The 21,939-nt window shown below is 39.6% G+C and carries 22 protein-coding genes; 17 read left to right on the top strand and 5 right to left on the bottom strand.

What is annotated here, in order from left to right; translation table 11 throughout:
- Window positions 1-181 precede the first annotated feature (181 nt).
- Window positions 182-1,321 carry an aldo/keto reductase gene (locus EBF12_RS08530; protein ID WP_121727280.1) on the bottom strand — a complete coding sequence of 380 codons (1,140 nt, stop codon included), beginning with the start codon at window positions 1,319-1,321 and terminating at the stop codon, window positions 182-184.
- Between the two features lie 9 nt (window positions 1,322-1,330).
- Window positions 1,331-1,774: a cupin domain-containing protein gene (locus tag EBF12_RS08525; protein ID WP_121727279.1), complete on the bottom strand. Its 444-nt coding sequence runs from the start codon at window positions 1,772-1,774 to the stop codon at window positions 1,331-1,333.
- Between the two features lie 273 nt (window positions 1,775-2,047).
- On the opposite strand from EBF12_RS08525, the gene EBF12_RS08520 reads away from it, so the two are divergent.
- The 9 genes from EBF12_RS08520 to fliR are packed head-to-tail and all read left to right on the top strand — an operon-like array spanning window position 2,048 to window position 10,164.
- Entirely contained in the window at window positions 2,048-2,878 is an 831-nt protein-coding gene (locus tag EBF12_RS08520) for a peptidylprolyl isomerase (protein ID WP_121727278.1), read from the top strand.
- A gap of 1 nt (window position 2,879) precedes the next feature.
- A complete protein-coding gene (locus EBF12_RS08515) occupies window positions 2,880-3,974 on the top strand; it encodes a hypothetical protein (protein WP_121727277.1) in 1,095 nt (364 codons plus the stop codon).
- Window positions 3,949-4,413, top strand: a complete 465-nt coding sequence (rnhA, locus tag EBF12_RS08510; protein ID WP_121727276.1) for a ribonuclease HI — start codon at window positions 3,949-3,951, stop codon at window positions 4,411-4,413. Before EBF12_RS08515 ends, rnhA begins: the two co-directional genes overlap by 26 nt.
- 8 nt (window positions 4,414-4,421) lie before the next feature.
- Complete coding sequence (gene rnc, locus EBF12_RS08505) at window positions 4,422-5,153, top strand: ribonuclease III (RefSeq protein WP_121727275.1); 732 nt, start codon at window positions 4,422-4,424, stop codon at window positions 5,151-5,153.
- Window positions 5,150-6,232, top strand: a complete 1,083-nt coding sequence (gene aroC, locus EBF12_RS08500; protein WP_121727274.1) for a chorismate synthase — start codon at window positions 5,150-5,152, stop codon at window positions 6,230-6,232. The genes rnc and aroC overlap by 4 nt, the downstream gene beginning before the upstream one ends.
- 52 nt (window positions 6,233-6,284) lie before the next feature.
- The gene (gene gatA / locus EBF12_RS08495; RefSeq protein ID WP_121727273.1) at window positions 6,285-7,631 is read left to right on the top strand and encodes an Asp-tRNA(Asn)/Glu-tRNA(Gln) amidotransferase subunit GatA; all 1,347 of its coding nucleotides are present in this window, start codon (window positions 6,285-6,287) and stop codon (window positions 7,629-7,631) included.
- A 51-nt stretch (window positions 7,632-7,682) separates the two neighbouring features.
- On the top strand, window positions 7,683-9,128 hold the full coding sequence (gene guaB, locus EBF12_RS08490; protein WP_121727272.1) for an IMP dehydrogenase: 1,446 nt from the start codon (window positions 7,683-7,685) through the stop codon (window positions 9,126-9,128).
- Window positions 9,129-9,145: 17 nt separating this feature from the next.
- Window positions 9,146-9,385, top strand: coding sequence for an exodeoxyribonuclease VII small subunit (gene xseB, locus EBF12_RS08485; protein WP_121727271.1), 240 nt, complete (start codon window positions 9,146-9,148; stop codon window positions 9,383-9,385).
- A gap of 2 nt (window positions 9,386-9,387) precedes the next feature.
- A complete protein-coding gene (fliR, locus tag EBF12_RS08480) occupies window positions 9,388-10,164 on the top strand; it encodes a flagellar biosynthetic protein FliR (RefSeq protein WP_121727270.1) in 777 nt (258 codons plus the stop codon).
- Window positions 10,165-10,211: 47 nt separating this feature from the next.
- Here the strand turns inward: fliR and EBF12_RS08475 are convergent, their stop codons facing one another.
- The 3 genes from EBF12_RS08475 to nusA all read right to left on the bottom strand — a co-directional run bounded on the left by EBF12_RS08475 (window position 10,212) and on the right by nusA (window position 15,734).
- On the bottom strand, window positions 10,212-10,625 hold the full coding sequence (locus EBF12_RS08475) for an META domain-containing protein (RefSeq protein ID WP_121727269.1): 414 nt from the start codon (window positions 10,623-10,625) through the stop codon (window positions 10,212-10,214).
- A 77-nt stretch (window positions 10,626-10,702) separates the two neighbouring features.
- The gene (gene dnaE, locus EBF12_RS08470; RefSeq protein ID WP_121727268.1) at window positions 10,703-14,365 is read right to left on the bottom strand and encodes a DNA polymerase III subunit alpha; all 3,663 of its coding nucleotides are present in this window, start codon (window positions 14,363-14,365) and stop codon (window positions 10,703-10,705) included.
- A 217-nt stretch (window positions 14,366-14,582) separates the two neighbouring features.
- Window positions 14,583-15,734, bottom strand: a complete 1,152-nt coding sequence (gene nusA, locus EBF12_RS08465) for a transcription termination factor NusA (protein WP_121727267.1) — start codon at window positions 15,732-15,734, stop codon at window positions 14,583-14,585.
- A 185-nt stretch (window positions 15,735-15,919) separates the two neighbouring features.
- On the opposite strand from nusA, the gene EBF12_RS08460 reads away from it, so the two are divergent.
- The 8 genes from EBF12_RS08460 to EBF12_RS08425 all read left to right on the top strand — a co-directional run bounded on the left by EBF12_RS08460 (window position 15,920) and on the right by EBF12_RS08425 (window position 21,744).
- Window positions 15,920-16,171: an HP0268 family nuclease gene (locus EBF12_RS08460; protein WP_121727266.1), complete on the top strand. Its 252-nt coding sequence runs from the start codon at window positions 15,920-15,922 to the stop codon at window positions 16,169-16,171.
- Between the two features lie 37 nt (window positions 16,172-16,208).
- Window positions 16,209-17,561, top strand: coding sequence for a tRNA (N6-isopentenyl adenosine(37)-C2)-methylthiotransferase MiaB (miaB, locus tag EBF12_RS08455; RefSeq protein ID WP_121727265.1), 1,353 nt, complete (start codon window positions 16,209-16,211; stop codon window positions 17,559-17,561).
- A complete protein-coding gene (locus EBF12_RS08450; protein ID WP_121727264.1) occupies window positions 17,561-18,205 on the top strand; it encodes a lysophospholipid acyltransferase family protein in 645 nt (214 codons plus the stop codon). Before miaB ends, EBF12_RS08450 begins: the two co-directional genes overlap by 1 nt.
- Window positions 18,206-18,291: 86 nt before the next feature.
- A complete protein-coding gene (locus EBF12_RS08445) occupies window positions 18,292-19,317 on the top strand; it encodes a hypothetical protein (RefSeq protein ID WP_121727263.1) in 1,026 nt (341 codons plus the stop codon).
- 4 nt (window positions 19,318-19,321) lie between these two features.
- Window positions 19,322-19,876, top strand: coding sequence for a hypothetical protein (locus tag EBF12_RS08440; protein ID WP_121727262.1), 555 nt, complete (start codon window positions 19,322-19,324; stop codon window positions 19,874-19,876).
- Window positions 19,863-20,447 carry a hypothetical protein gene (locus EBF12_RS08435; RefSeq protein WP_244196475.1) on the top strand — a complete coding sequence of 195 codons (585 nt, stop codon included), beginning with the start codon at window positions 19,863-19,865 and terminating at the stop codon, window positions 20,445-20,447. The genes EBF12_RS08440 and EBF12_RS08435 overlap by 14 nt, the downstream gene beginning before the upstream one ends.
- Before the next feature lie 8 nt (window positions 20,448-20,455).
- Entirely contained in the window at window positions 20,456-21,391 is a 936-nt protein-coding gene (rsmH, locus tag EBF12_RS08430; RefSeq protein ID WP_121727261.1) for a 16S rRNA (cytosine(1402)-N(4))-methyltransferase RsmH, read from the top strand.
- Window positions 21,388-21,744 (top strand): hypothetical protein, encoded by a 357-nt coding sequence (locus tag EBF12_RS08425; protein WP_121727260.1) that lies wholly within the window; start codon window positions 21,388-21,390, stop codon window positions 21,742-21,744. The genes rsmH and EBF12_RS08425 overlap by 4 nt, the downstream gene beginning before the upstream one ends.
- The last annotated feature ends 195 nt before the right edge of the window (window positions 21,745-21,939 follow it).

Raw genomic sequence — 21,939 nt, 5'->3', positions numbered from 1 at the left:
TCATTAATAGAATCTAAAAGCCTTGTTTTAGCTCCTGTATAGCGGCGATTTGAGAGAGAAAACATTTTAGCCTTTCGTAGATTCTATAAATGCCATATTATACAATACTTATGTAAGCCTTGTTTTATGGTGGCGGATAGAATCTGCCTTAAAATTATGAAACTCTTGGCTAATTGTAAGGCTACTGCCCCACTCTCTGTGCTTGTTCTGGTGGATAGCGATCGCCTACAATAGTGATATTATCAAGCTTAGAATCTAGCCATTTTATATCTTTTTGTGTCAATGCAACTTGCAAGGATTGCACATCTTCTAGTAAGTGCGTGGGGTTTGTCGTGCCAAAAAGTAGGACAATGTAGGGCTTTTTAGCAAGTAAATAAGCAAGGGCGATTTGTGCAGGCGTTGCATCTTTGCCATTTGCCCCCTTTGCTTTGCCAAATTCTTGCAAAAGCGTGATGATGTGATAATTTGCCCTCATCGCTTCATCTTGGTATCTAGGGAAGCTTGCGCGATTATCATTGCTTGGGTCAAAATCGCTATTTTTTGTAAGCTTACCGCTTAAATACCCCCTAGCCAAAGGCGAATACGCCACAAAGCCTATGCCTAGTCGCTCTAAAGTCGGCAAAAGCTCACTCTCTACATTACGCCACATAAGATGATATTCACTCTGCACCGCACTCAAAGGGCAGATTTTATGTGCTTTCTCTATGCTTTTTGCACTTAGCTCACACACGCCCCATCGCATTACTTTGCCCTCTTGTATAAGGCTTTTCATCGTATCGGCGACTTCTTCTATGGGCGTTTTTGGGTCAAATCTATGCTGATAAAGCAAGGGCAAACTCTCTAAATGTAATCGCTTTAAGCTCTGCTCTACAACTTGGCGGATTCTCTTTGGTGATGAATCTAGTGCATCGCTATTTGCTCCAAAGCCAAATTTAGTAGCGATGATGACTTTATCTCTATAAGGTTTTAGAATCTTGCCTGTTAAAATCTCATTGCTATTTGGTCCATACACTTGTGCGGTATCAAAGAAATTTATCCCATACGCAAGTGCCTCTGCGACTATGTTTGAGGCTTCTTTTTCGCTTAATCTTTTGCTTCTATGATAGTTTAGCCCCATACAGCCAAATGCGAGTGCAGAAACTTGCAAAGGATTTACTTTGCCTAAGCTTCGCATAGGCATTTGCCCTTTTAGATTCAGTGTAGTTTTATACGATTTAGAATCTGCCATAAGCACACTGCCTACACCACTTCCAAGCACCGCTACCATTGCGCTAAATTTGCCCGAAGTCTTTAAAAATTCTCTTCTATTTGTATCTTGCATTTTTGCTCCTTATTGTGCTTTTTTAATCGCTTGTAAATACTCTGTATCACTTAGCTTATCGCCCCACGCTACATTAGAATCTTTACCATATTGCGTTAATGCGATATGGGTGCCGCTAGATTCTAGTCCCGCTCCGTGCCAATGTGCTACATTTGGCGGACAAGCAATGCTCTCTCCTGCCTCTGCTTTATGCACGATTCCATTCTTTGTGCCTGTGTAAATCACACCTTGTGTAATAATGAGTGTCTGCCCAGCTGGGTGAGTATGCCACGCTGTCCTAGCCTTTGGGCTAAAATGCACTCTTGCACCGCTAAAATTCCGCCACGCATTTTTGTCAAAAAGCATTGTAACTCTAACATCACCGCTAAAGATTCTAGAATCTCCTTTTATCTCTTTTGCCTCTTTTGTAAGCTCTTGTGCTAAATCCGCCCCTTGTGCAAAACACACCAGCATAGCACTTGCCAATATACCCGATAGGATAAAATTATTGGTTTACATACTTATCTCCTTAGTATTGAATATTTATAGAATCTAGCGTTTTTAAGTCATATTAGATTCTAAAAGCAAAAGTATAAAGCCTAACACCTAGTGTTTGTCAAGGCAAAAGATTGCAAAAAGCAATAAGAAAGAGTAATATTACCTTTTAGACTAGAATATCCATTATTTTTTGTTGCTTTGGGGTTGCTTTGAATATGATAGAATAAGGCAAAATTCCAAAGGATATAGATGAAAAAAATTATATGTTTTTTGTGTTTTAGTGCTTTGATATTACAAGCTGAAATCATCGCAGGTGTGGCAATACGCGTCAATGGACACGCCATTACACTCAATGAAATTGCCAAGCTTCAAGCACAAATGAAAATCTCCAAAAAAGCCGCTATTGATATGCTGATTAATGAGCGGCTTAAAGATGATGAGATTGAGCGGTTTAAGATAAGCGTTGATGAATTTAAGATTGATGGGGAAATCTCCCAAATCGCCGCAAATGCAAATATGAGTAAAGATGCCCTGCTTACCAAAGCTACGCGTGATGGCACGACTTTGCAGGAATATCGCAACTCAATCAAAAAACAACTTCAAACCAAAGAGCTTATGCAAAGAATCCTTGCATCAAATATTAATACTTCAAGCGAAGATGAGCTTTTGAGCTATTATACAAAGCATAAAAAAGAGTTTATGCTCCCCTCATCGGTGCGTGTGGTGAGATATATGGCACATAATGAGGGTGATTTACAAAAGGCTATGCACTCGCCAAAAGCCCAGATTCAAGGAGTGCAAAAAGCCAATGAGACAATCTCGCTCTCTTCCCTTAGCCCACAAATTGCCCAAGTATTTCTTCATACACCAAATAATGAATTTACCCCTGTGCTTACAACCGGTGGCAATGGTTTTGTAAGCTTTTTGGTTAAAGAGCGTTTGGGAGAGAAAATGATAAGTTTTGAGGAGGCAAAACCACTCATCAGTCAAAAAATAATGGCACAAAAAGAGCAAAGTATCATCACTGAACATTTTAATAAAATCCGCTCTAGTGCTAATATCGTAACACTTAGAGAATGATATGCTTCCCTATACAGACCCACTTTTTGGCATTTTGATTTTTATTGCCATTGTGGCGAGTGTGGCTTTACTTGATTATTGGCGTAATCGCTACAAGGAGAAGCAAAAAGATAAATCTTTAAAGAATCTTGCAAAATCTTATGAGTTTGTTGGGCTAACTGAAGGGGTTGAAGAGTTTCTAGCTCTATGTCAAAATCCCATTCCAACGCTACAATTTATCGCAAATGCGTATATGCAAAGTGGCAATACTCAAGAAGCGATTAAAATTTATCTTAGCATACTAGAAAATCTTAAGCACTCTCACGCAGAGGCTAGGATTGAGATTCTGCAGGATTTGGGCAAGGCGTATTTTAATGCTGGGTTTTTACAAAGGGCAAAAGGCATTTTTTTAGAGATTTTGAAAAATTATCCAAGGAATCCTCAAGTGCTTTCATATCTCTTAAGAACATATGAAAGTTTAAGTGAGTATAAAAACGCCATTGATGCCTTAGAGTGCATTGAGGAGATTTATGATTGTGCCTCTTTGCCACAGGATTTTCATCAAGATTCTACACAGGAGCATTTTTTCCACACACTTAGTCTAAACAAGGCTTATCTTTATACGCTACTGCTTATCAATCAGCATAACACCTCTCTAGTAAGCAAGATTCAAAGACTAAATGAGATAAAAGACAAAGAACCGAGGCTTGAAAAGATGATTTTGCAATATTTTAAAAGTGTGAGTTTTTCACTCTTTTGGGAGAGGGTGCAGGAGAGTGAGAATATCGCAAAATATGTTGATATACTATGGGGATTTGAGCGTAAAAATGTGCCGCTAGAGCAAATCACAAATAAGCAGATTCTTGATGTGTATCGGGCTAAGGGGTGGATTTTGGATTCTAAAGTTTGTGATATATTTGAACTAGAGAATATGAGAATCTTAAATCAATATTCAAATCTTAAAGCAACACTAGGCTTTGAGTATCGCTGCCATAGTTGTAAGCAAATTTTCCCATTTGAAAATGCGCGCTGCTCTTCTTGTGGGGAGCTGCTTAATAGTGATGTGATTTATAAAGTCCAAAAGGTGAGAGATGAAGCAAGTTACCCTTTATTGTGATGGCTCATCTTTAGGCAATCCCGGAGCTGGAGGCTGGTGTGGGATTTTGTGCTTTAAAGATAAGCAAAAGATTCTAAGTGGCGGCGAGCCTCACACGACAAATAATAGAATGGAGCTTCTTGCTGTGATAGAATCTTTAAAAGCACTCAAAGAGCCTTGTGCTGTGGATTTGTATAGTGATTCTAAATATGTGTGCGAGGGGATTAACTCTTGGCTTAAAAATTGGGTGGCAAAAGATTTTAAAAATGTCAAAAACCCCGATTTGTGGCAAACTTATTTGCAAGTCTCTTCACCACATAGCATTAAAGCCCATTGGATCAAAGGACACGCCGGACATCCACAAAATGAGCTGTGTGATAGCCTTGCCAAACAGGCAGCAAAAGATGTGATAGCAAAAGATGGGGTGGCAAAGATTGAAGATTCAAAACCTCATAAATAAGGACAAAAATGCCAAAGCATAATACCCCCAAAGACCCAAAGATTCTTGAAAAAAAGCTTAACTACACTTTTAAAGACAAAAAACTTTTGCTTGAAGCTCTAACGCATAAGAGCTGCAAAATGGCATACAACAATGAGCGGCTAGAGTTTTTGGGCGATGCGGTGCTTGACTTGCTTGTTGGGGAGTTTTTATTTCAAAAATTTCCAAATGCTAAAGAGGGTGAGTTGAGCAAACTAAGAGCGTGTATTGTCAATGAAAAGGGTTTTATGAAACTTGCAAAATCGCTTGATTTAGGAGCATTTTTATATATTTCACAAAGTGAGGAGAACAACAAGGGGCGTCAAAAGGCTTCCATTCTTTCAAATGCTTTTGAAGCTTTGATGGGTGCAATTTATCTAGAATCTGAGCTTACATATCTTAAGGATATTGTGCTTGAGCTTTTGGAGCAAAATTATGCCAAAATTGATTTGGCTTCACTCTTTACAGATTATAAAACCGCTTTACAAGAGCTTACACAAGCGATGTATGGGGAGATTCCCATTTATACACTTATGGGTGAAAGCGGACCTGACCATCAAAAAAGTTTTGAAATTGCCCTTAGTGTCAATGGAGTAGAATATGCACGGGCAAAAGGTAGCTCAAAAAAAGATGCGCAACAAAAATCCGCTCAAATTGCTTATGAAAAGTTAAGTGCTTTATATCAAAATCATCACACAAATAATCGCAAGGAGAAATTATGAATACCTTTGGTCAAGCGTTGCGTGTAACTACTTTTGGAGAATCTCACGGAGAGGGTATAGGCTGTGTGATTGATGGACTTCCTGCGGGATTAAAAATAGATGAATCTTTTATAGAATCTATGATGAAAAGACGCGCCCCGGGACTTAATCGCTTCTCCACTCAACGCAAAGAAGCTGATAGGGTGCAGATTCTAAGCGGTGTTTTTCAAGGGCTTAGCACAGGCACACCCATAGGCTTGTGGATTGCTAATACCTCAAGCAAGAGCAGCGATTATGATAATATTAAAGACATTTTCCGCCCCGGACACGCTGATTTTACATATTTTAAAAAATATGGGCTGCGAGATTATCGCGGTGGCGGAAGAAGCTCCGCTAGAGAGAGTGCCGCAAGGGTGGCTGCTGGAGCAATCGCCAAACTTTTATTGCAAGAGTTTAATATACAAGTAAGAAGTGGAATCTACTCCATTGGTGATGTTGTGGGGAGCGAATTTGATTTTGAATACGCCAAAAATAGCGAGATTTACGCCCTTGATAAGCACAAAGAACAAGCCCAAAAAGCCCTCATAGAATCTGCCAAAAACGCACATAATAGCATTGGTGGGGTGGCATTGATAGAGGCAAGTGATTTGCCTCCCGGGCTAGGCGAGCCGCTCTATCACAAGCTTGATGGGGCAATAGCAGAGGCTCTTATGGGGTTAAATGCTATCAAGGCAGTAGAGATAGGCGATGGAATCCTATCAAGCACTCAATATGGAAGTGAGCATAATGATGAGATGAATGAGCAAGGCTTCAAAACAAATCATAGTGGTGGAATCTTGGGCGGTATGAGTAATGGCAACACGCTAAGAGTAAAGGCACATTTTAAGCCCACACCGAGCATTTTTCTGCCCCAAGAGAGTATTGATGTCAATGGTGTAGGGCAAGTATGCAAGATTAAAGGGCGACACGACCCTTGCGTAGCGGTGCGTGGCAGTGTAGTGGCTGAATCTATGATAGCTCTTGTCATTGCTGATATGCTTTTGCTGCATAGTACTTCCCAGCTTAGCTTTCTCAAAAAGGTTTATTTGGGAGAGTTATAGCTATTTTAAAGCAAGAAGATTCTATAATCCCACTCTTACATAAGGAGAGAGAATGATAACACTCAAAGAAGCATTAACTAAAAGTGAAGATGAGCTTAAAGAGATTAAAAAGGACATAAGAGAAAAGCTAAAGCAAAATATGGAGCTAAATGCCTATATCGGCGAGATAATGGAGAGCCAAACAAGTGGTGTGCCAATCCTTATCAAAGATAATATTAATGTCAAGGGTTGGGAAATCACCTGCGGAAGTAAGATTCTAAAAGGCTATGTCTCTCCTTATAACGCCTCTGTGATAAATAAACTTCATCAAAATAAAATGTGTGGCTTTGGGCGAGCGAATATGGACGAATTTGCTATGGGAAGCACTTCAGAATCTAGCTGCTATGGGCGGACGAAAAATCCCCTTGACATCTCTCGTGTCCCCGGTGGAAGCAGTGGGGGAAGTGCCGCAGCCGTAGCTGCTGGAATTGCTATTGCATCTCTTGGGAGCGATACAGGAGGATCAGTTAGGCAACCGGCTGGATTTTGTGGCTGTGTGGGGCTAAAGCCAAGTTATGGAAGGGTTAGTCGTTATGGGCTTGTGGCGTATAGCTCAAGTTTAGACCAAATTGGACCAATCACGCAAAATGTAGAAGATGCAGCACTCTTACTTGATGCCATTAGTGGCTATGATAGTCTAGATTCTACAAGTGCCAATCTCCCTGCATTAAATACTTTTAGGGATTTAGATTCTAATAAACGCTACAAAATCGCAGTGTTAAAAGATTTTCTCAACGATGCTACACAAGAAGTCCAAGATGTGTATTATCAAACAATTAAGATTCTAGAATCTATGGGGCATAGCATTGTGGAGAAGTCTATGCTAGATACGCGTTATCACATCTCTGCATATTATATCATCTGCACGGCTGAGGCGAGTTCCAATCTCGCACGATTTGATGGGGTGCGATATGGCACAAGAGCGGAGGCGGAGAATCTCAAAGAAGTTTATCTCAATACGCGTAGTGCGTATTTTGGCGATGAGGTGAAAAGGCGGATTCTGCTTGGGAGCTTTGTGTTAAGCAGTGGGTATTATGATGCGTATTATCTTAAAGCCCAACAGGTGCGGAAAAAGATTTGTGCTGATTATGAGGCAATACTCAATGAATGCGATAGTATTTTACTCCCTATTGCGCCTACGCTTCCGCCGAAGTTTGGCTCATCTCATTCTCCACTTGAGATGTATTTGAGTGATATTTATACTATTGGGGTAAATCTTGCTGGGCTTCCTGCGATTTGTATCCCTACAATGAAAAATGCTGAAGGTTTAAGTGTGGGTATGCAGTTTATTGGTGGAAAATTTAATGAGCAAAGTATCCTTAATATCGCCTATGGCTTGGAAAAAGAATTACAAGATTAACGCTACAAAACTCGCAAAGAGGATTCAAAAAAATGAAAGGATTTGAAAAAAATGAAAATACGACAAAAAGCCCTAACTTTTGAAGATGTTTTGCTCATTCCAGCATACTCGGAGATTCTCCCTCAAGATGTCAGCACACAAACAATGCTAAGCAAAAATACTTCGCTTAACATTCCGCTTGTGAGTGCGGCGATGGATACCGTTACAGAATCTTGCACTGCTATTGCTATGGCGAGGCTTGGGGGCATTGGGATTATTCATAAAAATATGGATATTACTTCGCAAGTGGAGCAGATTAAACGCGTGAAGAAAAGTGAAAGTGGCGTGATTGTTGATCCTATCTATATTCGTGCAGATAGCACACTAGCAGATGCAAAGGCAATTACGGATAATTATAAAATCTCTGGTGTGCCTGTTGTTGATGAGTATGGTAAGCTTATTGGCATCCTAACAAATCGCGATGTCCGCTTTGAGCAGGATTTAAACAAACGCGTTGGGGATTTGATGACAAAAGATTCTCTTATCACGGCTAAAGTCGGCACGACATTAGAGGAGGCTAAAGAGGTGATGCATAAGCACAGGATTGAAAAGCTTCCTATTGTTGATGAAAACTACACGCTAAAAGGGCTTATCACGATTAAAGATATTCAAAAAAGGATTGAGTATCCAAACTCGTGCAAGGATAGCTTTGGGCGGTTAAAAGTTGGGGCTGCTATTGGTGTGAAGCAGTTTGATAGAGCAGAGGCTTTGACAAATGCTGGGGCTGATGTGTTGGTGCTAGATTCAGCACACGGGCATTCCATTAATGTGTTAAAGACTTTGGAGATGATTAAATCAAAACTTGCCATTGATGTGGTGGTGGGTAATGTGGTAACCCCTGAAGCCACGCGAGATTTAATCAATGCCGGGGCTGATGGTGTGAAAGTCGGCATAGGTCCGGGAAGTATCTGCACTACGCGTATCGTTGCTGGTGTGGGTATGCCACAAATTTCAGCTATTGAATCTTGTGCGGAGGTGGCAAGAAAGCATAATATTCCGCTTATTGCCGATGGTGGTATAAAATATTCTGGTGATATTGCTAAAGCCCTAGCCGTTGGGGCATCGTGCGTGATGATAGGCAGTCTTTTAGCAGGGACAGAAGAATCGCCGGGTGATCTTATCATCTATCAAGGCAGACAATATAAAAGCTATCGCGGTATGGGAAGTATGGGAGCAATGACTCGCGGCAGTGCGGATAGATACTTCCAAGAAGGCACAGCACAAGATAAGCTTGTGCCTGAAGGCGTGGAGGGCAGAGTGCCATATCGTGGAAAGGTTAGCGATGTGGTGCATCAGCTTATCGGTGGGCTTAAGTCGTCAATGGGCTATTTGGGAAGCAAGGATATTGCGACATTGTGGGAGCAAGCGGAGTTTGTGGAGATAACTTCAGCAGGACTTAGAGAATCTCACGTGCATGATGTGGATATCACAAAAGAAGCACCAAATTATCACGGATAAGCTAGAAGGGGTGGAGTATGGCAGAAGAAGTTTTACTCAATTTAGATTCACAAGATTCACAAACTCCGCAAGAATCGCAAGAGGACGAGTTTGAAACTATGCTAGAAAAGGCTAAGGTTGTGCTAAACAAGCTCAACTCGCAGGAGGTTACACTTAAAGAATCTCTTGCCTTGTATGAAAGCGGTATGCGTTATCTCAAAGATGCACAAGAAATCCTAGAACAAGCTAAACTGCAATACCAAGAATTTAAAGATTAGGAATGGAGCTTGTAGCCTATATCACGCAGCCAAATAGTGTTGCTGTGTTTTTGCTCCTTGTGGCACGATTTAGCGGGGTGTTTGCGTTTTTCCCTTTTTTTGATAATCAGCTTATCAGTATCAATGTTCGTGCAGCTATGGTGTTTTTTATGAGTGTGGCATTTTATCCTTTAGCGTCTTATACTTTGCCTGATATGAGTATGGTAGAGTTTTTATTTGCTGCACTTTTTGAGATTCTGCTAGGTTTTTTGGCTTCTATTTGTTTGCAGATTGTTTTTGCAATGCTAAGTTTTGGTGGGGAGCTTATAAGCTTTACTATGGGGCTTACAATGGCAAGTGCTTATGATCCAGTTAGCGGCACGCAAAAGCCCATAGTTGCCCAGCTTATAGCCATTTTGGGTTTGCTTATTGCTTTGAGTTTGGATTTTCATCACACTATTTTTCTTATTATCTCTCATAGTATTCAAGCTACACCGCTTGGGGGCTTTGTCTTTGAGCCAAAGAGTGTGGAATACTTCATTAAAACATTTGGGAATATCTTTGCTGTGGGCTTTTCTATGGCTTTTCCAATTTTGGCAATTATCTTGCTATCTGATATTATTTTTGGAATGATTATGAAAACCCACCCACAATTTAATCTCCTAGCCATTGGCTTTCCTGTGAAAATTGCCATTGCTTTTGTGGTGCTCTTTCTTACTATTTCAAGCATTATTTTTACATTCAAAAACGAACTTTTTCAAGCGTTTTTGGCAGTTGGAAAAATATTTTTGGGGCAGTAAGCAGGAAGGGGAATTTGTAGAATCTAAGCAGATTCTACAATGCTACATTATTTTTTAAATGTCGCTTTTATGCCTTCTTTTTGAATGACAAGTTCAGCTCCATTAATATTTGCTTGACTTGAGCCATCAGCAAATACTTTAATAAGACTATCTTCTATCGCCATACTCTCTTCACTGCACATTTTGCGAGTCATACCAACGCCTTGAACCATAAGGGTATTATCTTTCAAAGTGTAGTTTCCAAAGAAATTATTACACCCAGCATTGCCATTGATTTTTTGACCATCAAAAGTTACAAACACAGGCTCTTCTGCAGAATCTAGGCTAATTGCCGTGCCATTGTCATTAAGTGCGATAAGATTCCATTTTGAGATAATCTCTTTTTGTGAATCTTGCCCACAGCCTACCATTAATACGCCAAAAAGCCCAAGAGCTATCATTTTGCCTTTTATAGATTTCATACAAACTCCTTAAAATAAAGTAAAATGCAATTATAGTACAACAAACATAGAATCTTTGATTTAAACTTAATTTGCCCTTATTCTTGCCACTCTAGTTCTTTGAAAGCCTCTTTGATACTTGAATGCACTAAAATGTGGCTTACAAATGTGTAACCCAAGCTATCGTTTTTAATCCTTAACCGAAGCTCTCTTGTGCCCTTAAGATTTTGCGAGTGTGCTTTGAGTTTATCTAAGATTCCATTTTGCACACAAGAGCTATCCACCACCACACACAAAGGCGTGCAGACATCAAGCTCGCTTGGCTTCATATCAAGCGGGATAATCTTTTGACTTTCATCTTCTACTTCTTGTTTGGCTTTATATTTTGGCTTTATGGATTTTTCTGCCATTGCTTGTTCAAGGGTAAAAATCTCTAGAATCCTTACATTGAGCCGCTCCTCACGCTCTTCAATCTTACATTTTAATGCCAAAGGATGATTAAGATTGAGTCCTTCTAGAATCTCAAGGTGTTTCTCAAACAACATAACTTCCATTTTCCCCCCATAGTCCAAAAAGTCAATTGTCCCAAAGGGCTTACCGCTTTTTTTACTGATTTTGCGTTTAACATCTAGAATCTTCCCTACAAGCATACAAGTAGAGTTAAACTCTAGCTCCTCTAATTCAATGCTTTTGACAATGCCCTTAATCTTGCCAAGATTGTCTTTAAAGTCATCAAGTGGATGCCCAGAGATGTAAATCCCCATACATTCATATTCATAATCAAGTAAAGTGCGTATATCGTATTCAGCCTTGTCTTGTATGGAGAGCTGCACACTGATTTCCATACCGCTTTCGCCAAATAAAGAATTGCTCATCATTTCGTGTGCCTTGTCTTTCTCACGCCCTTTATCACACAGCAAATCAATAAATTCAAGCATTGTGTGGCGAGAATACCCAAGCCCATCTAGCCCACCGGATTTAATGAGTGGCTCTAAAGATCGCTTTGTCATTTTTGAGAAATCAACCCTTGCAATAAAATCCTCCACGCTTTTATATTCACCATTTTTTTCCCGCTCTGTGATGATGTTTTCAATAGGTGCTTCGCCTAAGCCCTTAATGGCACTGAGTCCAAAGATGATTTTTTTCACCCCATCAAACTCACCCACACCAAAATCATTTACAGAGGTATTCACATGTGGCGGGATAATCTCAATGCCAAGCGATTTTACTTCATTAATATATTTTGCCACAGATTCTACTTTGTTGGTTTCGCTTGTCAGCATTGCTGCCATAAATTCGTGCTCATAGTAGGTTTTTAAATATGCGGTTTGGTAGGTTATCATTCCATAGGCAGCAGCGTGAGATTTATTGAATCCATAGCCGGCAAATTTAACAATAAGCTCCCATAAATCTTCTGCCTTAGAGCGATCATAGCCTTGTTTTTCCGCCCCATCGGCAAATTCTTTTTTTAATCGCAACATCTCATCTAGCTTCTTTTTCCCCATAGCTCTACGGACTAAATCCGCCCCGCCAAGTGAGAATCCACCGATAGTTTGCACGATTTGCATAACCTGCTCTTGATACACAATAATTCCATAAGTGGGCTTTAAAATTGACTCTAGTGCATCTATAAGATATTCAATTTTTACTAGCCCGTGTTTGCGTGCTACAAAGTCATCAATAAGATCCATAGGTCCGGGACGATAGAGAGAAATCATTGCTATAACATCTTCAAAATTGCTGGGCTTTAGCCTTTTAGCTAGGGCTTGCATACCTTCAGATTCTATTTGGAATAGCCCCAGCGTGCTACCGCTTTGGATTGTCTCATAGACTTTAGAATCTTCCATATCCATTGTGCTAAAATCAATATCAATCCCATAGCGTTTTTTGACAAGCTTAATCGCATCACTTATCACATCAAGTGTCTTTAAGCCCAAAAAGTCAAACTTAATCAAATCCACCGGCTCAAGCCAATTCATTGAGTATTGCACCGCCACACCATTCATTTTATCGTTTGTATAAAGCGGCACTTTATTCCATAGCTCATCATTAGAATCTATCACAATAGCCGCCGCGTGAAGCCCCGTGTTTCGCTTTAGCCCCTCTAGCAACACAGCATAATCCCACACTTGTTTGGCTAAAGGATTTTTATCCACAAGCTCTTTTATCTTTGGCTCTTTCTCCCAAGCACCATCTTTTTCTTTGCCATCTTTACCCATTTGTTTGGTAAGCGTGATACCAAGCTCATTTGGGATAAGCTTAGCAAAGCCATCGGCATCTTTAAGCGGCATATCAAGCACCCGTGCGACATCGCGTATCACACCTTTGGCTAGAAGTGAGTTGAAAGTTACCACTTGAGCGACATTAAACTTGCCATAAGTGTTTGAAACATACTCTATAAGCTCTTGCCGCCGCTCTTGTGAAAAGTCCATATCAATATCGGGCATACTCACCCGTTCAGGATTCAAAAATCGCTCAAAAAGTAGGTCGTATTTAAGTGGATCAATGTTTGTAATCCTAAGTGAGTAAGCTACAAGACTCCCCGCTGCCGAGCCACGCCCGGGACCTACCGGTATGTCATTTTGTTTCGCAAAATTGACAAAATCCCATACAATCAGCATATAGCCCGGAAACTTCATAGAGGTAATAATCTCTATCTCTCGCTCCAATCGCTCCTTGTAGGCTTGGTGCTTAGATTCGGCGATATGTTTTAGTCGCTCTTTTAAGCCCTCCCTACATTTGAAAGCAAAATAGGTCGCATCATCAATAGATTCTAAATCGCAGTTGAGAATCTGCGGGAGATTCTCTTTTTTAGCGTATTCTTGTGTGTTTTTAAAACTTGGCGGAGTAGCGGAAGAATGCTCTAAAATCACTTCTCCTGTGTGCTTATTTTTAATTTCAATATTTTTAAGGTTGAGATTTAAGCGGCATTTTTGTGCGATTTCTTGTGTGTTTTCTAGCACTTCAGGCACATCAAGGAAGAGCTGTGCCATCTGCTCTTTGGATTTGACATAAAATTCTTTCACAGAATGTTTGAGTCTATCTTTGTCATTGAGCGTTTTACCCATAGCCACGCACATTGCGATTTCTTGTGCTTTAGCGTCTTGTTGAAAAGTATAATGTGTATCATTTGTCGCAATGACTTTGATGCCTAGCTCCCTGCCAAGCCTTAGAATCTGCTCGTCTAAAAAGAGTTGGTCATTTATGCCGTGTCGCATAATCTCAAGGTAAAAATCCTCCCCAAAAATATCCTTATACTCTAGGGCGACTTCTTTTGCCATTTCATAGCCTTTCGCCCCAAACTGCACATTGCGAGGATTATTCGTATTCAGCTGCCAATTCACTTCGCCTTGCAAACACGCAGAAGAGCATACAAGCCCTTCACTTCTTTCCCTTAAAAGCCTTTTGTTGATACGCGGATAGTAATAAAAGCCATTGATAAAAGCTTGAGAGCTAAGATACATTAGATTCTTATAGCCTATCTCATTTTTCGCAAAAAGGCAGAGATGGAATCGCTGCTTTATGCTTTTATCATTGAGATCATCGCCATTGTGGATATACGCCTCCATACCGATGATTGGATTTAGCCCCTCTTCTTTCATACTGACATAAAAATCCAACGCCCCAAACATATTGCCATGATCAGTTATCGCCACAGATTCCATACCTAGCTCGCGAATGCGTTTAGCAAGGTTTTTAATCTTATTTGCCCCATCAAGGAGAGAATATTCTGTATGTAAGTGAAGATGTGTAAAGCTCATTTAGAATCCTTTGTTTTGTCTATAAAATTGAGGCTTAAAAAGTGGAGAAATTATAAGATAAACTTGTTGAGAGTTAGTTAAAGTGAGAAAGATTCTTACAAGAATGTGGAAACTTATCACAATGCACAAAGGCACAAATTAGTTTAGCTCCATAGCTTTATTTTTAAGCCTTTACCCACACCTACAATCTATAAACTAGAATCTAGCCCAATAGATTCTAGTTTTTAAAGAGTGAGCTAAGGGCGTCTAGTCCGCTTTTTTGTGCTGAATTATCGCTTGTGGCTGGAGTGCTAGAATCTGCAGTGCTTGGTGTGTCAATCTCTTGGAGTTCAATGTCGCACTCGCATAGCATACTTGCAAGGCGGATATTTACCCCTCCTTTGCCGATAGCTTTGCTTTTTTGATTGCTTTTAATCTGCACGATTGCCTTTTTTCTCCCATTTTCCTGATTTGTATCATCTTCTTGGATTTTCACGCTCACAATTTGAGCGGGTGTCAAGGCTTTGGCAATGAATATTTCAAGGGTATTGTGGTATTCCACGCAGTCAATATTTTCATTTGCTAGCTCCTTGCTTACCGCATTTATCCGCACACCTTTTACACCTACACAGCAACCGATAGGGTCAATCCTAGGGTTGTTAGAATACACGGCGATTTTGGCTCTATCACCGGGGATTCTCGCACTTTTAAAAATAATCACTTCATTATCTTTAATCTCTGGCACTTCCATTGCTAAGAGTTCTTCTAAAAATTTTGGTGTTGTGCGGGATAGCTCTACTTGTAGTCCATTGCGGTTAATGCTGACAAATTTTAGCACCGCACGAATCGTATCGCCCACCTTAAAACTTTCACCTTTTATGCGATTTTTTTGTGGTAGCACTGCACGGATAGAATCTATCTCTACAAAGGTGTTTCCACGCTCATCAACGCCTACAACCTGCCCATTGACGATTTTGCCAAGCTGGGCGCGGAAACTTTGCAGGATTTGATCTTCAATGGAGCGTTGTAGATTGTATTCAAGATTCAAAAAAAGCTTATTTATCGCTCCTCGGCTCATCTCCTCAAGCTGCAATTCACAATCTAGCTCATCACCAATGCTGACATCGCCAAACTCTTTAGCTTGAGAGAGGGGGATTAATGTCGCTAAATCTTCTTCTGTCAATGCTGTATCATCTGCACAGACTTTTTTGCGATAGAAGAGTTTTAAGGTGCGTTCTTTCAAATCTGGCTCAACAATATAATCATAAAGAGGGTTAATCTCTTCTTGTGCGATTTTAATTAAGCCATTTTTGACAATTTCCAACACGACACCATTATCCAACCCCTTGTCATAGGCAATTAAATCTATAATATCTAAAATCTTTTCCATAAACACTAGCTCCTGTTGTTTTGCGTGGATTGCCCCTTGTAGCTTGAATAAGGATTCTAAAATATGCCACTTTGGGATTCTTTGAAAGAAGAGTAGGGATTATAATAAATTTTTGCTTAAAGTTTTACAAATATGCCTATTTTTAGCTATAATGCACGATTTTATTTATCTACAAAGGAGAGAGAATGGAGCTTAAACTTGCTAAAACAACATTGAATGCAAAAAGTAAGGCAAATGCTACGAAAATAAGCTGTGAAGATGTGCTTAAAAAACTCACACAGGGAGAAAATATTTTTTACTTTGATAAAGAAAATTCTCATAAAGATATGCAAAAAGCGTGTGCGTTTTTTGAAAAAGCAGGGCATAGCACACATTTAAATGAAGTGCGTTATGGGCTTGATGAGGGTAGTTATATTTATGAATTGCATATTATTTAATTTTTAAAAATCCACAATTTTACAAAGATTAATCATTATGAAGCTTTTTATACAAACTTTGGGTTGTGCGATGAATGAGCGAGATTCTGCACATATGATTGCTGAATTGAAAGAAAAAAAGCAATATACCTTAACTGATAATGCCAAAGATGCGGATTTAATTCTCATCAATACCTGCTCTGTGCGGGAAAAGCCTGAAAAAAAGCTTTTTTCGGAAATTGGGCAGTTTGCTAAGGAGAAAAAGCCCGGAGCTAAGATTGGAATCTGCGGCTGCACGGCTAGTCATTTGGGGGAAGAGATTATCAAAAAAGCGCCTAGCGTTGATTTTGTGCTAGGGGCAAGGAATGTCTCTAAGATTACGCAGGTGCTAGAAACGCCAAAAGCTGTTGAAGTGGATATAGACTATGATGATAGCACTTATGTATTTGCCTCATCGCAAGATATGGGGATTAAGGCAAATCTTAATATTTCAATAGGCTGTGATAAAAAATGTAGCTATTGTATCGTGCCTTTTACGCGTGGCAAGGAGATTTCAATCCCAACAGATTTGCTTGTAAATGAAGCTAGAAAGCTTGTGGCAAATGGGGTAAAAGAGCTGCTTTTATTGGGACAAAATGTCAATCATTATGGCGTGAGATTTTCTACCCCGCATAAAAAGACAAACTTCACAGAGCTTTTAGCCACTTTAAGCGAGATTGATGGGCTATATAGAATCCGCTTTACTTCACCGCACCCACTGCATATGGACGATGAGTTTTTGGAGGAATTTGCTAGGAATCCTAAAATTGCTAAAGGCATACATATCCCTTTACAGAGTGGTTCAAGCCAGATTCTAAAAATGATGAAACGAGGCTATGACAAGCAATGGTATCTTGATAGGATAGCAAAGCTTAAATCTCTACTGCCAAATGTTGGTATTGGCACGGATATTATTGTGGGCTTCCCTACTGAATCTGAAAAAGATTTTGAAGACACAATGGAGGTGCTATCTTACGCTCAGTTTGATACACTATATAGCTTTGTATATTCTCCGCGTCCGCATACAAGTGCGTATGAGTATGATAAAAGTATGCTTGTGCCACAGGAGGTTGCTAAAGAGCGATTAGGCAGGTTACAGAATCTTCACAAGCAGATTCTGCAAAAAAAGGCACAAAAGGAGATTGGCTCAATATATGATGTATTGATTGAAAATCACCGCGATGATAATGGGCAAACTTGGAGTGAGGGACGCACAAGTCAAAATAAACTTATAAAAATCGTGGGCAAAAAATGCCCCATTGGTTCAATTGCTCAAGTCAAAGTTACACATAATGATGGCGGCGGACTATATGGCGAGTTTATAGCTGAGTTAAGTTTGGCTCAAGCCTTAGAATCTAATAAAGCTTTGTAATGTTAAGTCGTGAAACAAAACGCAAGATTCTAGGCAAGATTGTCCCACCGCTAATGCTTGTGCTTGTGTGGATTTTGTATATTTTAACGCGACATCGGTTTTTTATTAGCCCACATACGAGCAAGGAGAATATTGTTGGGGCGTTTTGGCACGGGGAGTTTTGTATGCTTCCATTTTTGTATAAACAGCTAAGGAAACAAATGCAGCAGGGGCGTGATAAAGGTTTTTATATTATCGCATCTCATCATTTTGATGCACAGCTTATGGTGAGTTTATGCGAATATTTTAAGCTTCAACCATTGCGTGGCTCAACAACGCGTGGCGGACTAAAGGTGCTTATAGATTCTCTTCATCTTTTGAGAGATGGTTATGATGTGGGCATTGCCCCTGATGGACCAAAAGGACCATATCACAGCATAGGCGATGGCGTGATAGCAATGAGCCAAAAGACGCAAAAACGCATTATTCCTATGCGTGTGGTGTATGGTCGGTATTGGGAGTTAAAAACTTGGGATAAGTTTAAGATTCCAAAGCCATTTTCAAGGATTGACTTTTATGCGCTTGATGGTTTTGTTGTGCCAAAGGATATGAATCTTGAGGATGCAAAAGCTTTGCTTCTTTCTCACTTAGAAAAGGAACTCTAAATGCTTATATCAATTGCAAACTTCATTAAAGTTTTGCTACAATAGCCTTGAAATGTGGAGTTTAAAATGTTGCGGAGATTGCTAAGTTGTTAAATTTTCTACTGAAACCATTTTTTTCCATTGTGCTTATTGGGGTGAATCTAGACGCTAAAGTTTGCTCACTTAAAATTGTTGTGATGAAAAATAAGCGTGTAAAAAGCACTCTAAGCAAGGATTATAAAATCGTAGATAAAGAGCTTCCTATGGAGGCGGCAAAGCTTATTAAAAGTTATAAGCGTAGGTATCCTTTTACCTACCTTAGTGCGATGAGTAAAACCTATAATCAAGGCTTGGCAAATTGTGCTAAAAAGGGCGATTTGATAAAGTTTGGCGTGAATGCAAAAACTTCGCGAATTGTAGAAATGCCAAATCAGTGGCTTTTTTATATCCAACAACTTGCTGTTGATGAAAATCGCGTGAAATATATCCGTGCGTTAGGGCTAGATTATCTTTTTTCCCCTTTTGTGCTTGTGTATGAGCATATTAAGACAAAGCTAAGCTCAAAACTAAAGCTTTATGTCCTGCAGGAGAGGGAGAGCATTACGCTTTTTGTTGCGGATAAAAAGGGCGTGTATTTTGGTGGATTTTTTATGATGGGTGGGGAGCTAGAGCAAAGCGAAGATGAGAATCTCTCCACAATAGAAGTGCATTCCTTACAGGAAATCAGTAATTTAGATTCTATTTTAGGCTCTCTTGATGAGCTAAATGAGATTGGTGAGCTAGAGGATTTAGACGCGGAGCTGATACGCAAAGAGTTTGCTCCACAAGAGGTAGATTCTCAACAACAGCAAGAAGCGGAGATGTCTCGCTTAGAGGGCTTAAGGGATCTTGCGCGTGCTTCAAATGCAGCTGAGATTTTGAAAAATTCCATCAATGAGTTTTATGGTAATCCCATTTATGAAAGCACACAGTTTATAGAATCTATTGTGATTTTGGATACTTATGGAATCACCGAACAAGCAGTTGAGCATTTGCGTAATGCGTTGATGCTTGATATTGAGGTGCAAGCACTTAATATCCCTGAAGCGTTGATTGCACTCTCTCTAGCCGAACTTAGCGGCACTCAAGGGTAGAAAAATGGCATATAGTTTTATTCAGCCAAAGCCAAAAAGTATTTTTAAACGCTATACAAAGATTTGGTTTTTTTATAGTGTGTTGGGGGTTGTGTGTGTTTTGGCTTTTGCAAGGGTGATTGAAGGGCAGAGTGTGAGTAAGGTTAATGAGCAAATGCGGATTGAAGAAGAGATTCAAAGTGTGAAGATTAAAAGCATTGTTGTGAAAGATTATATAGAACGATTGGATTATGAGATTAAACTTGGACTAGAGATTCAAGCACAGAATCAGGCTTTAAAAGATAGCGTTTCAAATCTATTGAAACTTATCCCTGACCAAATCACGGCAAAAAGTATTGAGCTCAACTATAACGCCCTAACAATGCGTGGTTTAACCCCTTCTAAAGAGGTTTATAAATTTTTGCTTGAAGCACCATTGCGTGCAGTTTTTACACAAACAAGAGTAGAGTTTTATCCCCTTACAAGTGGGTGGTTTAACTTTGTATCAGTGAGTAAGGCTAATCCTGCCCTAAAGCCGCTTGAGAGTGGCAAAAAGGAACAAGACAATGATGAACAATGACTTTAACACAGACTATGCGATAAAAAACTTTGTGTGGTTTTTGGTTTTTGTAGCTGTGTGCGTGTTTGCTATCAGTAAGTTTCTTTTACCCCAAATTGATACCTATAAAAAACAAGCCATTGAGACAAAAAAATCAAAAATCGCTTTTAATCAAATCAATAAAGATTATCAAGCCATACAATCCCAGCTCAAAACCCTTGTGGTGCAAAACTACAATACCCTATCAGCCATTCACAATAAGGGCGATGAGATCAAGCTTCAAGAGCTTTTGCAAGGGCATTTTAACGCTGTTGAGGTTAAAGCGATTAGTAATACAAAAGAGCTTGAGATTTTTGACACACGCTATCAGGTTAAGGGCTATGCCCCTTCAGTGCAAAGCATTGAAGAGTTTATCCTTTGGGCAAATACAATGCCTTATTTTGCGAAAATTGAGCTACCATTAAAGATGGAATTTGATGAGAAAAGCAAACAGATTTACTTTGTGATGATGATAAGCCTTAAAAACTCCGCTTACAAAGAACATCAAATCATTCTTGATAACAATCTGCGTTTTGATTCTTTTAAGCCATAGTGTTGTGTATGAAGCATTTTTCTGTTTTAAAAAATGAGGTTTTAGACGCTCTCCATTTAGAAAGTGGAGCGATTATTGACTGCACTTTAGGCTATGGAGGGCATAGCCTTGGCTTGTTGGAGCAGAATCCAAATGTATATATTTATGCTTTTGATAGAGATGAGAACGCCTTGTCTTTAGCAAAAGAGCGTTTGCAAGTATATGCCTCACGCATACATATTAAGCATAGTGCTTTCTCTCACGCATTAGATGTGCTAAGAGAAAGCGATTTGGCAGAGGTGCGGGGGATTCTAGCTGATATTGGTGTAAGCTCTATGCAGTTTGATGATAAAGATCGTGGCTTTAGCTTTGCCTCGCCAAACCTTGATATGCGTATGGATTCTACGCAGAATCTTAATGCGGCTAAGGTTATCAACACTTATCCAACCGTGCGTTTAGAAGAAATTTTTAGAATCTATGGAGAAATCCGCCAAAGCAAAAAACTTGCAGGGCTTATTGTTGCTCAACGCGAGAAAAAACCATTTGAAAGTGCCTTAGAATTAAGCTCATTGATTGAGAAGCATTTTCCCCGTATGGGTGGGATTCACCCTGCGACTTTGGCGTTTCAGGCTTTGCGTATTGAAGTTAATGGTGAGCTAGAGCAGCTACAAACTTTATTACAAAGTATAGAATCTGCTTTTATGAAAGGTGTGCTACATAATTGCAAGGTGGCTATTATCTCTTTTCACTCGCTTGAAGATAGAATCATTAAGCAGACTTTTAAACAATGGGCAAAGAGCTGCAAATGTGAAGAGAGTGCTTTAAAATGTGAGTGTGGTAATAATAACGCCTTGGGGTCTATTATCACCAAAAAACCCATTTTACCAAGCCAAGATGAGATAGCTCAAAATAAACGCTCTCGCAGTGCAAAATTACGAATCTTCCAACTAGGAGCAAAAGTGTGAAAGAGTATAATCCGCATAAACCCATAAATCTTGATGATATTATCCTACCAGATTCTGTAAAAATGCGTGTGAGTGAGGAAGAAAAGGATATGCTTTTTGAGGAGACAGATTCTGCAAACTTGACACAGGGTAAGGGGTTAGGCAAAAGAGAGCTAAAAATAGCTGGGATTATCTTGTGTGCGGTGCTTGTAGCGTGTGTGCCAAAGATTTATCTTGCTAATAGTATTTATTATTTGAGTAAGGATATTGCACTTTTGCAAACCCAGCACGATACGCTCCTTGATGAAAACAAGCGGCTAAAGCACGATTTAGAAAGCTTGAGATATAAATTCATCATTTTAGAAGAGTTTTAAGAAAACCTAAAAACGAGATTGTAAATCTTGAAAGAGATGATGTAGATTCTGCAAGTGGCGGACAGGGAGGGTTTGAAAATTTTAGAATGTAGCAAATGGGTAATTTATCAACTTGTGCTTGATTTAATAATGTTTTTTGGATACAATTCAAACCTTATTTGATTTTCTGCGGAGAATAGAGAGCTATGAAAGAGA

The organism is Helicobacter labetoulli (assembly GCF_003670275.1).
GTDB classification, from domain to species: domain Bacteria; phylum Campylobacterota; class Campylobacteria; order Campylobacterales; family Helicobacteraceae; genus Helicobacter_C; species Helicobacter_C labetoulli.
The sequence above is the reverse complement of the archived record's forward strand: the minus strand, read 5'-3'. Positions and strand labels throughout refer to the sequence as shown.

Bases quoted from the DNA above. Each gene is read 5' to 3' on its own strand.
- nusA (WP_121727267.1), bottom strand. From the start codon at position 15,734: ATGGAAAAGATTTTAGATATTATAGATTTAATTGCCTATGACAAGGGG.
- fliR (WP_121727270.1), top strand. From the start codon at position 9,388: ATGGAGCTTGTAGCCTATATCACGCAGCCAAATAGTGTTGCTGTGTTT.
- guaB (WP_121727272.1), top strand. From the start codon at position 7,683: ATGAAAATACGACAAAAAGCCCTAACTTTTGAAGATGTTTTGCTCATT.
- rsmH (WP_121727261.1), top strand. From the start codon at position 20,456: ATGAAGCATTTTTCTGTTTTAAAAAATGAGGTTTTAGACGCTCTCCAT.
- EBF12_RS08525 (WP_121727279.1), bottom strand. From the start codon at position 1,774: ATGCTGGTGTGTTTTGCACAAGGGGCGGATTTAGCACAAGAGCTTACA.
- miaB (WP_121727265.1), top strand. From the start codon at position 16,209: ATGAAGCTTTTTATACAAACTTTGGGTTGTGCGATGAATGAGCGAGAT.
- EBF12_RS08515 (WP_121727277.1), top strand. From the start codon at position 2,880: ATGCTTCCCTATACAGACCCACTTTTTGGCATTTTGATTTTTATTGCC.
- EBF12_RS08460 (WP_121727266.1), top strand. From the start codon at position 15,920: ATGGAGCTTAAACTTGCTAAAACAACATTGAATGCAAAAAGTAAGGCA.
- EBF12_RS08435 (WP_244196475.1), top strand. From the start codon at position 19,863: ATGATGAACAATGACTTTAACACAGACTATGCGATAAAAAACTTTGTG.
- EBF12_RS08440 (WP_121727262.1), top strand. From the start codon at position 19,322: ATGGCATATAGTTTTATTCAGCCAAAGCCAAAAAGTATTTTTAAACGC.
- EBF12_RS08520 (WP_121727278.1), top strand. From the start codon at position 2,048: ATGAAAAAAATTATATGTTTTTTGTGTTTTAGTGCTTTGATATTACAA.
- EBF12_RS08450 (WP_121727264.1), top strand. From the start codon at position 17,561: ATGTTAAGTCGTGAAACAAAACGCAAGATTCTAGGCAAGATTGTCCCA.
- EBF12_RS08475 (WP_121727269.1), bottom strand. From the start codon at position 10,625: ATGAAATCTATAAAAGGCAAAATGATAGCTCTTGGGCTTTTTGGCGTA.
- gatA (WP_121727273.1), top strand. From the start codon at position 6,285: ATGATAACACTCAAAGAAGCATTAACTAAAAGTGAAGATGAGCTTAAA.
- EBF12_RS08530 (WP_121727280.1), bottom strand. From the start codon at position 1,321: ATGCAAGATACAAATAGAAGAGAATTTTTAAAGACTTCGGGCAAATTT.
- aroC (WP_121727274.1), top strand. From the start codon at position 5,150: ATGAATACCTTTGGTCAAGCGTTGCGTGTAACTACTTTTGGAGAATCT.
- xseB (WP_121727271.1), top strand. From the start codon at position 9,146: ATGGCAGAAGAAGTTTTACTCAATTTAGATTCACAAGATTCACAAACT.
- rnc (WP_121727275.1), top strand. From the start codon at position 4,422: ATGCCAAAGCATAATACCCCCAAAGACCCAAAGATTCTTGAAAAAAAG.
- rnhA (WP_121727276.1), top strand. From the start codon at position 3,949: ATGAAGCAAGTTACCCTTTATTGTGATGGCTCATCTTTAGGCAATCCC.
- dnaE (WP_121727268.1), bottom strand. From the start codon at position 14,365: ATGAGCTTTACACATCTTCACTTACATACAGAATATTCTCTCCTTGAT.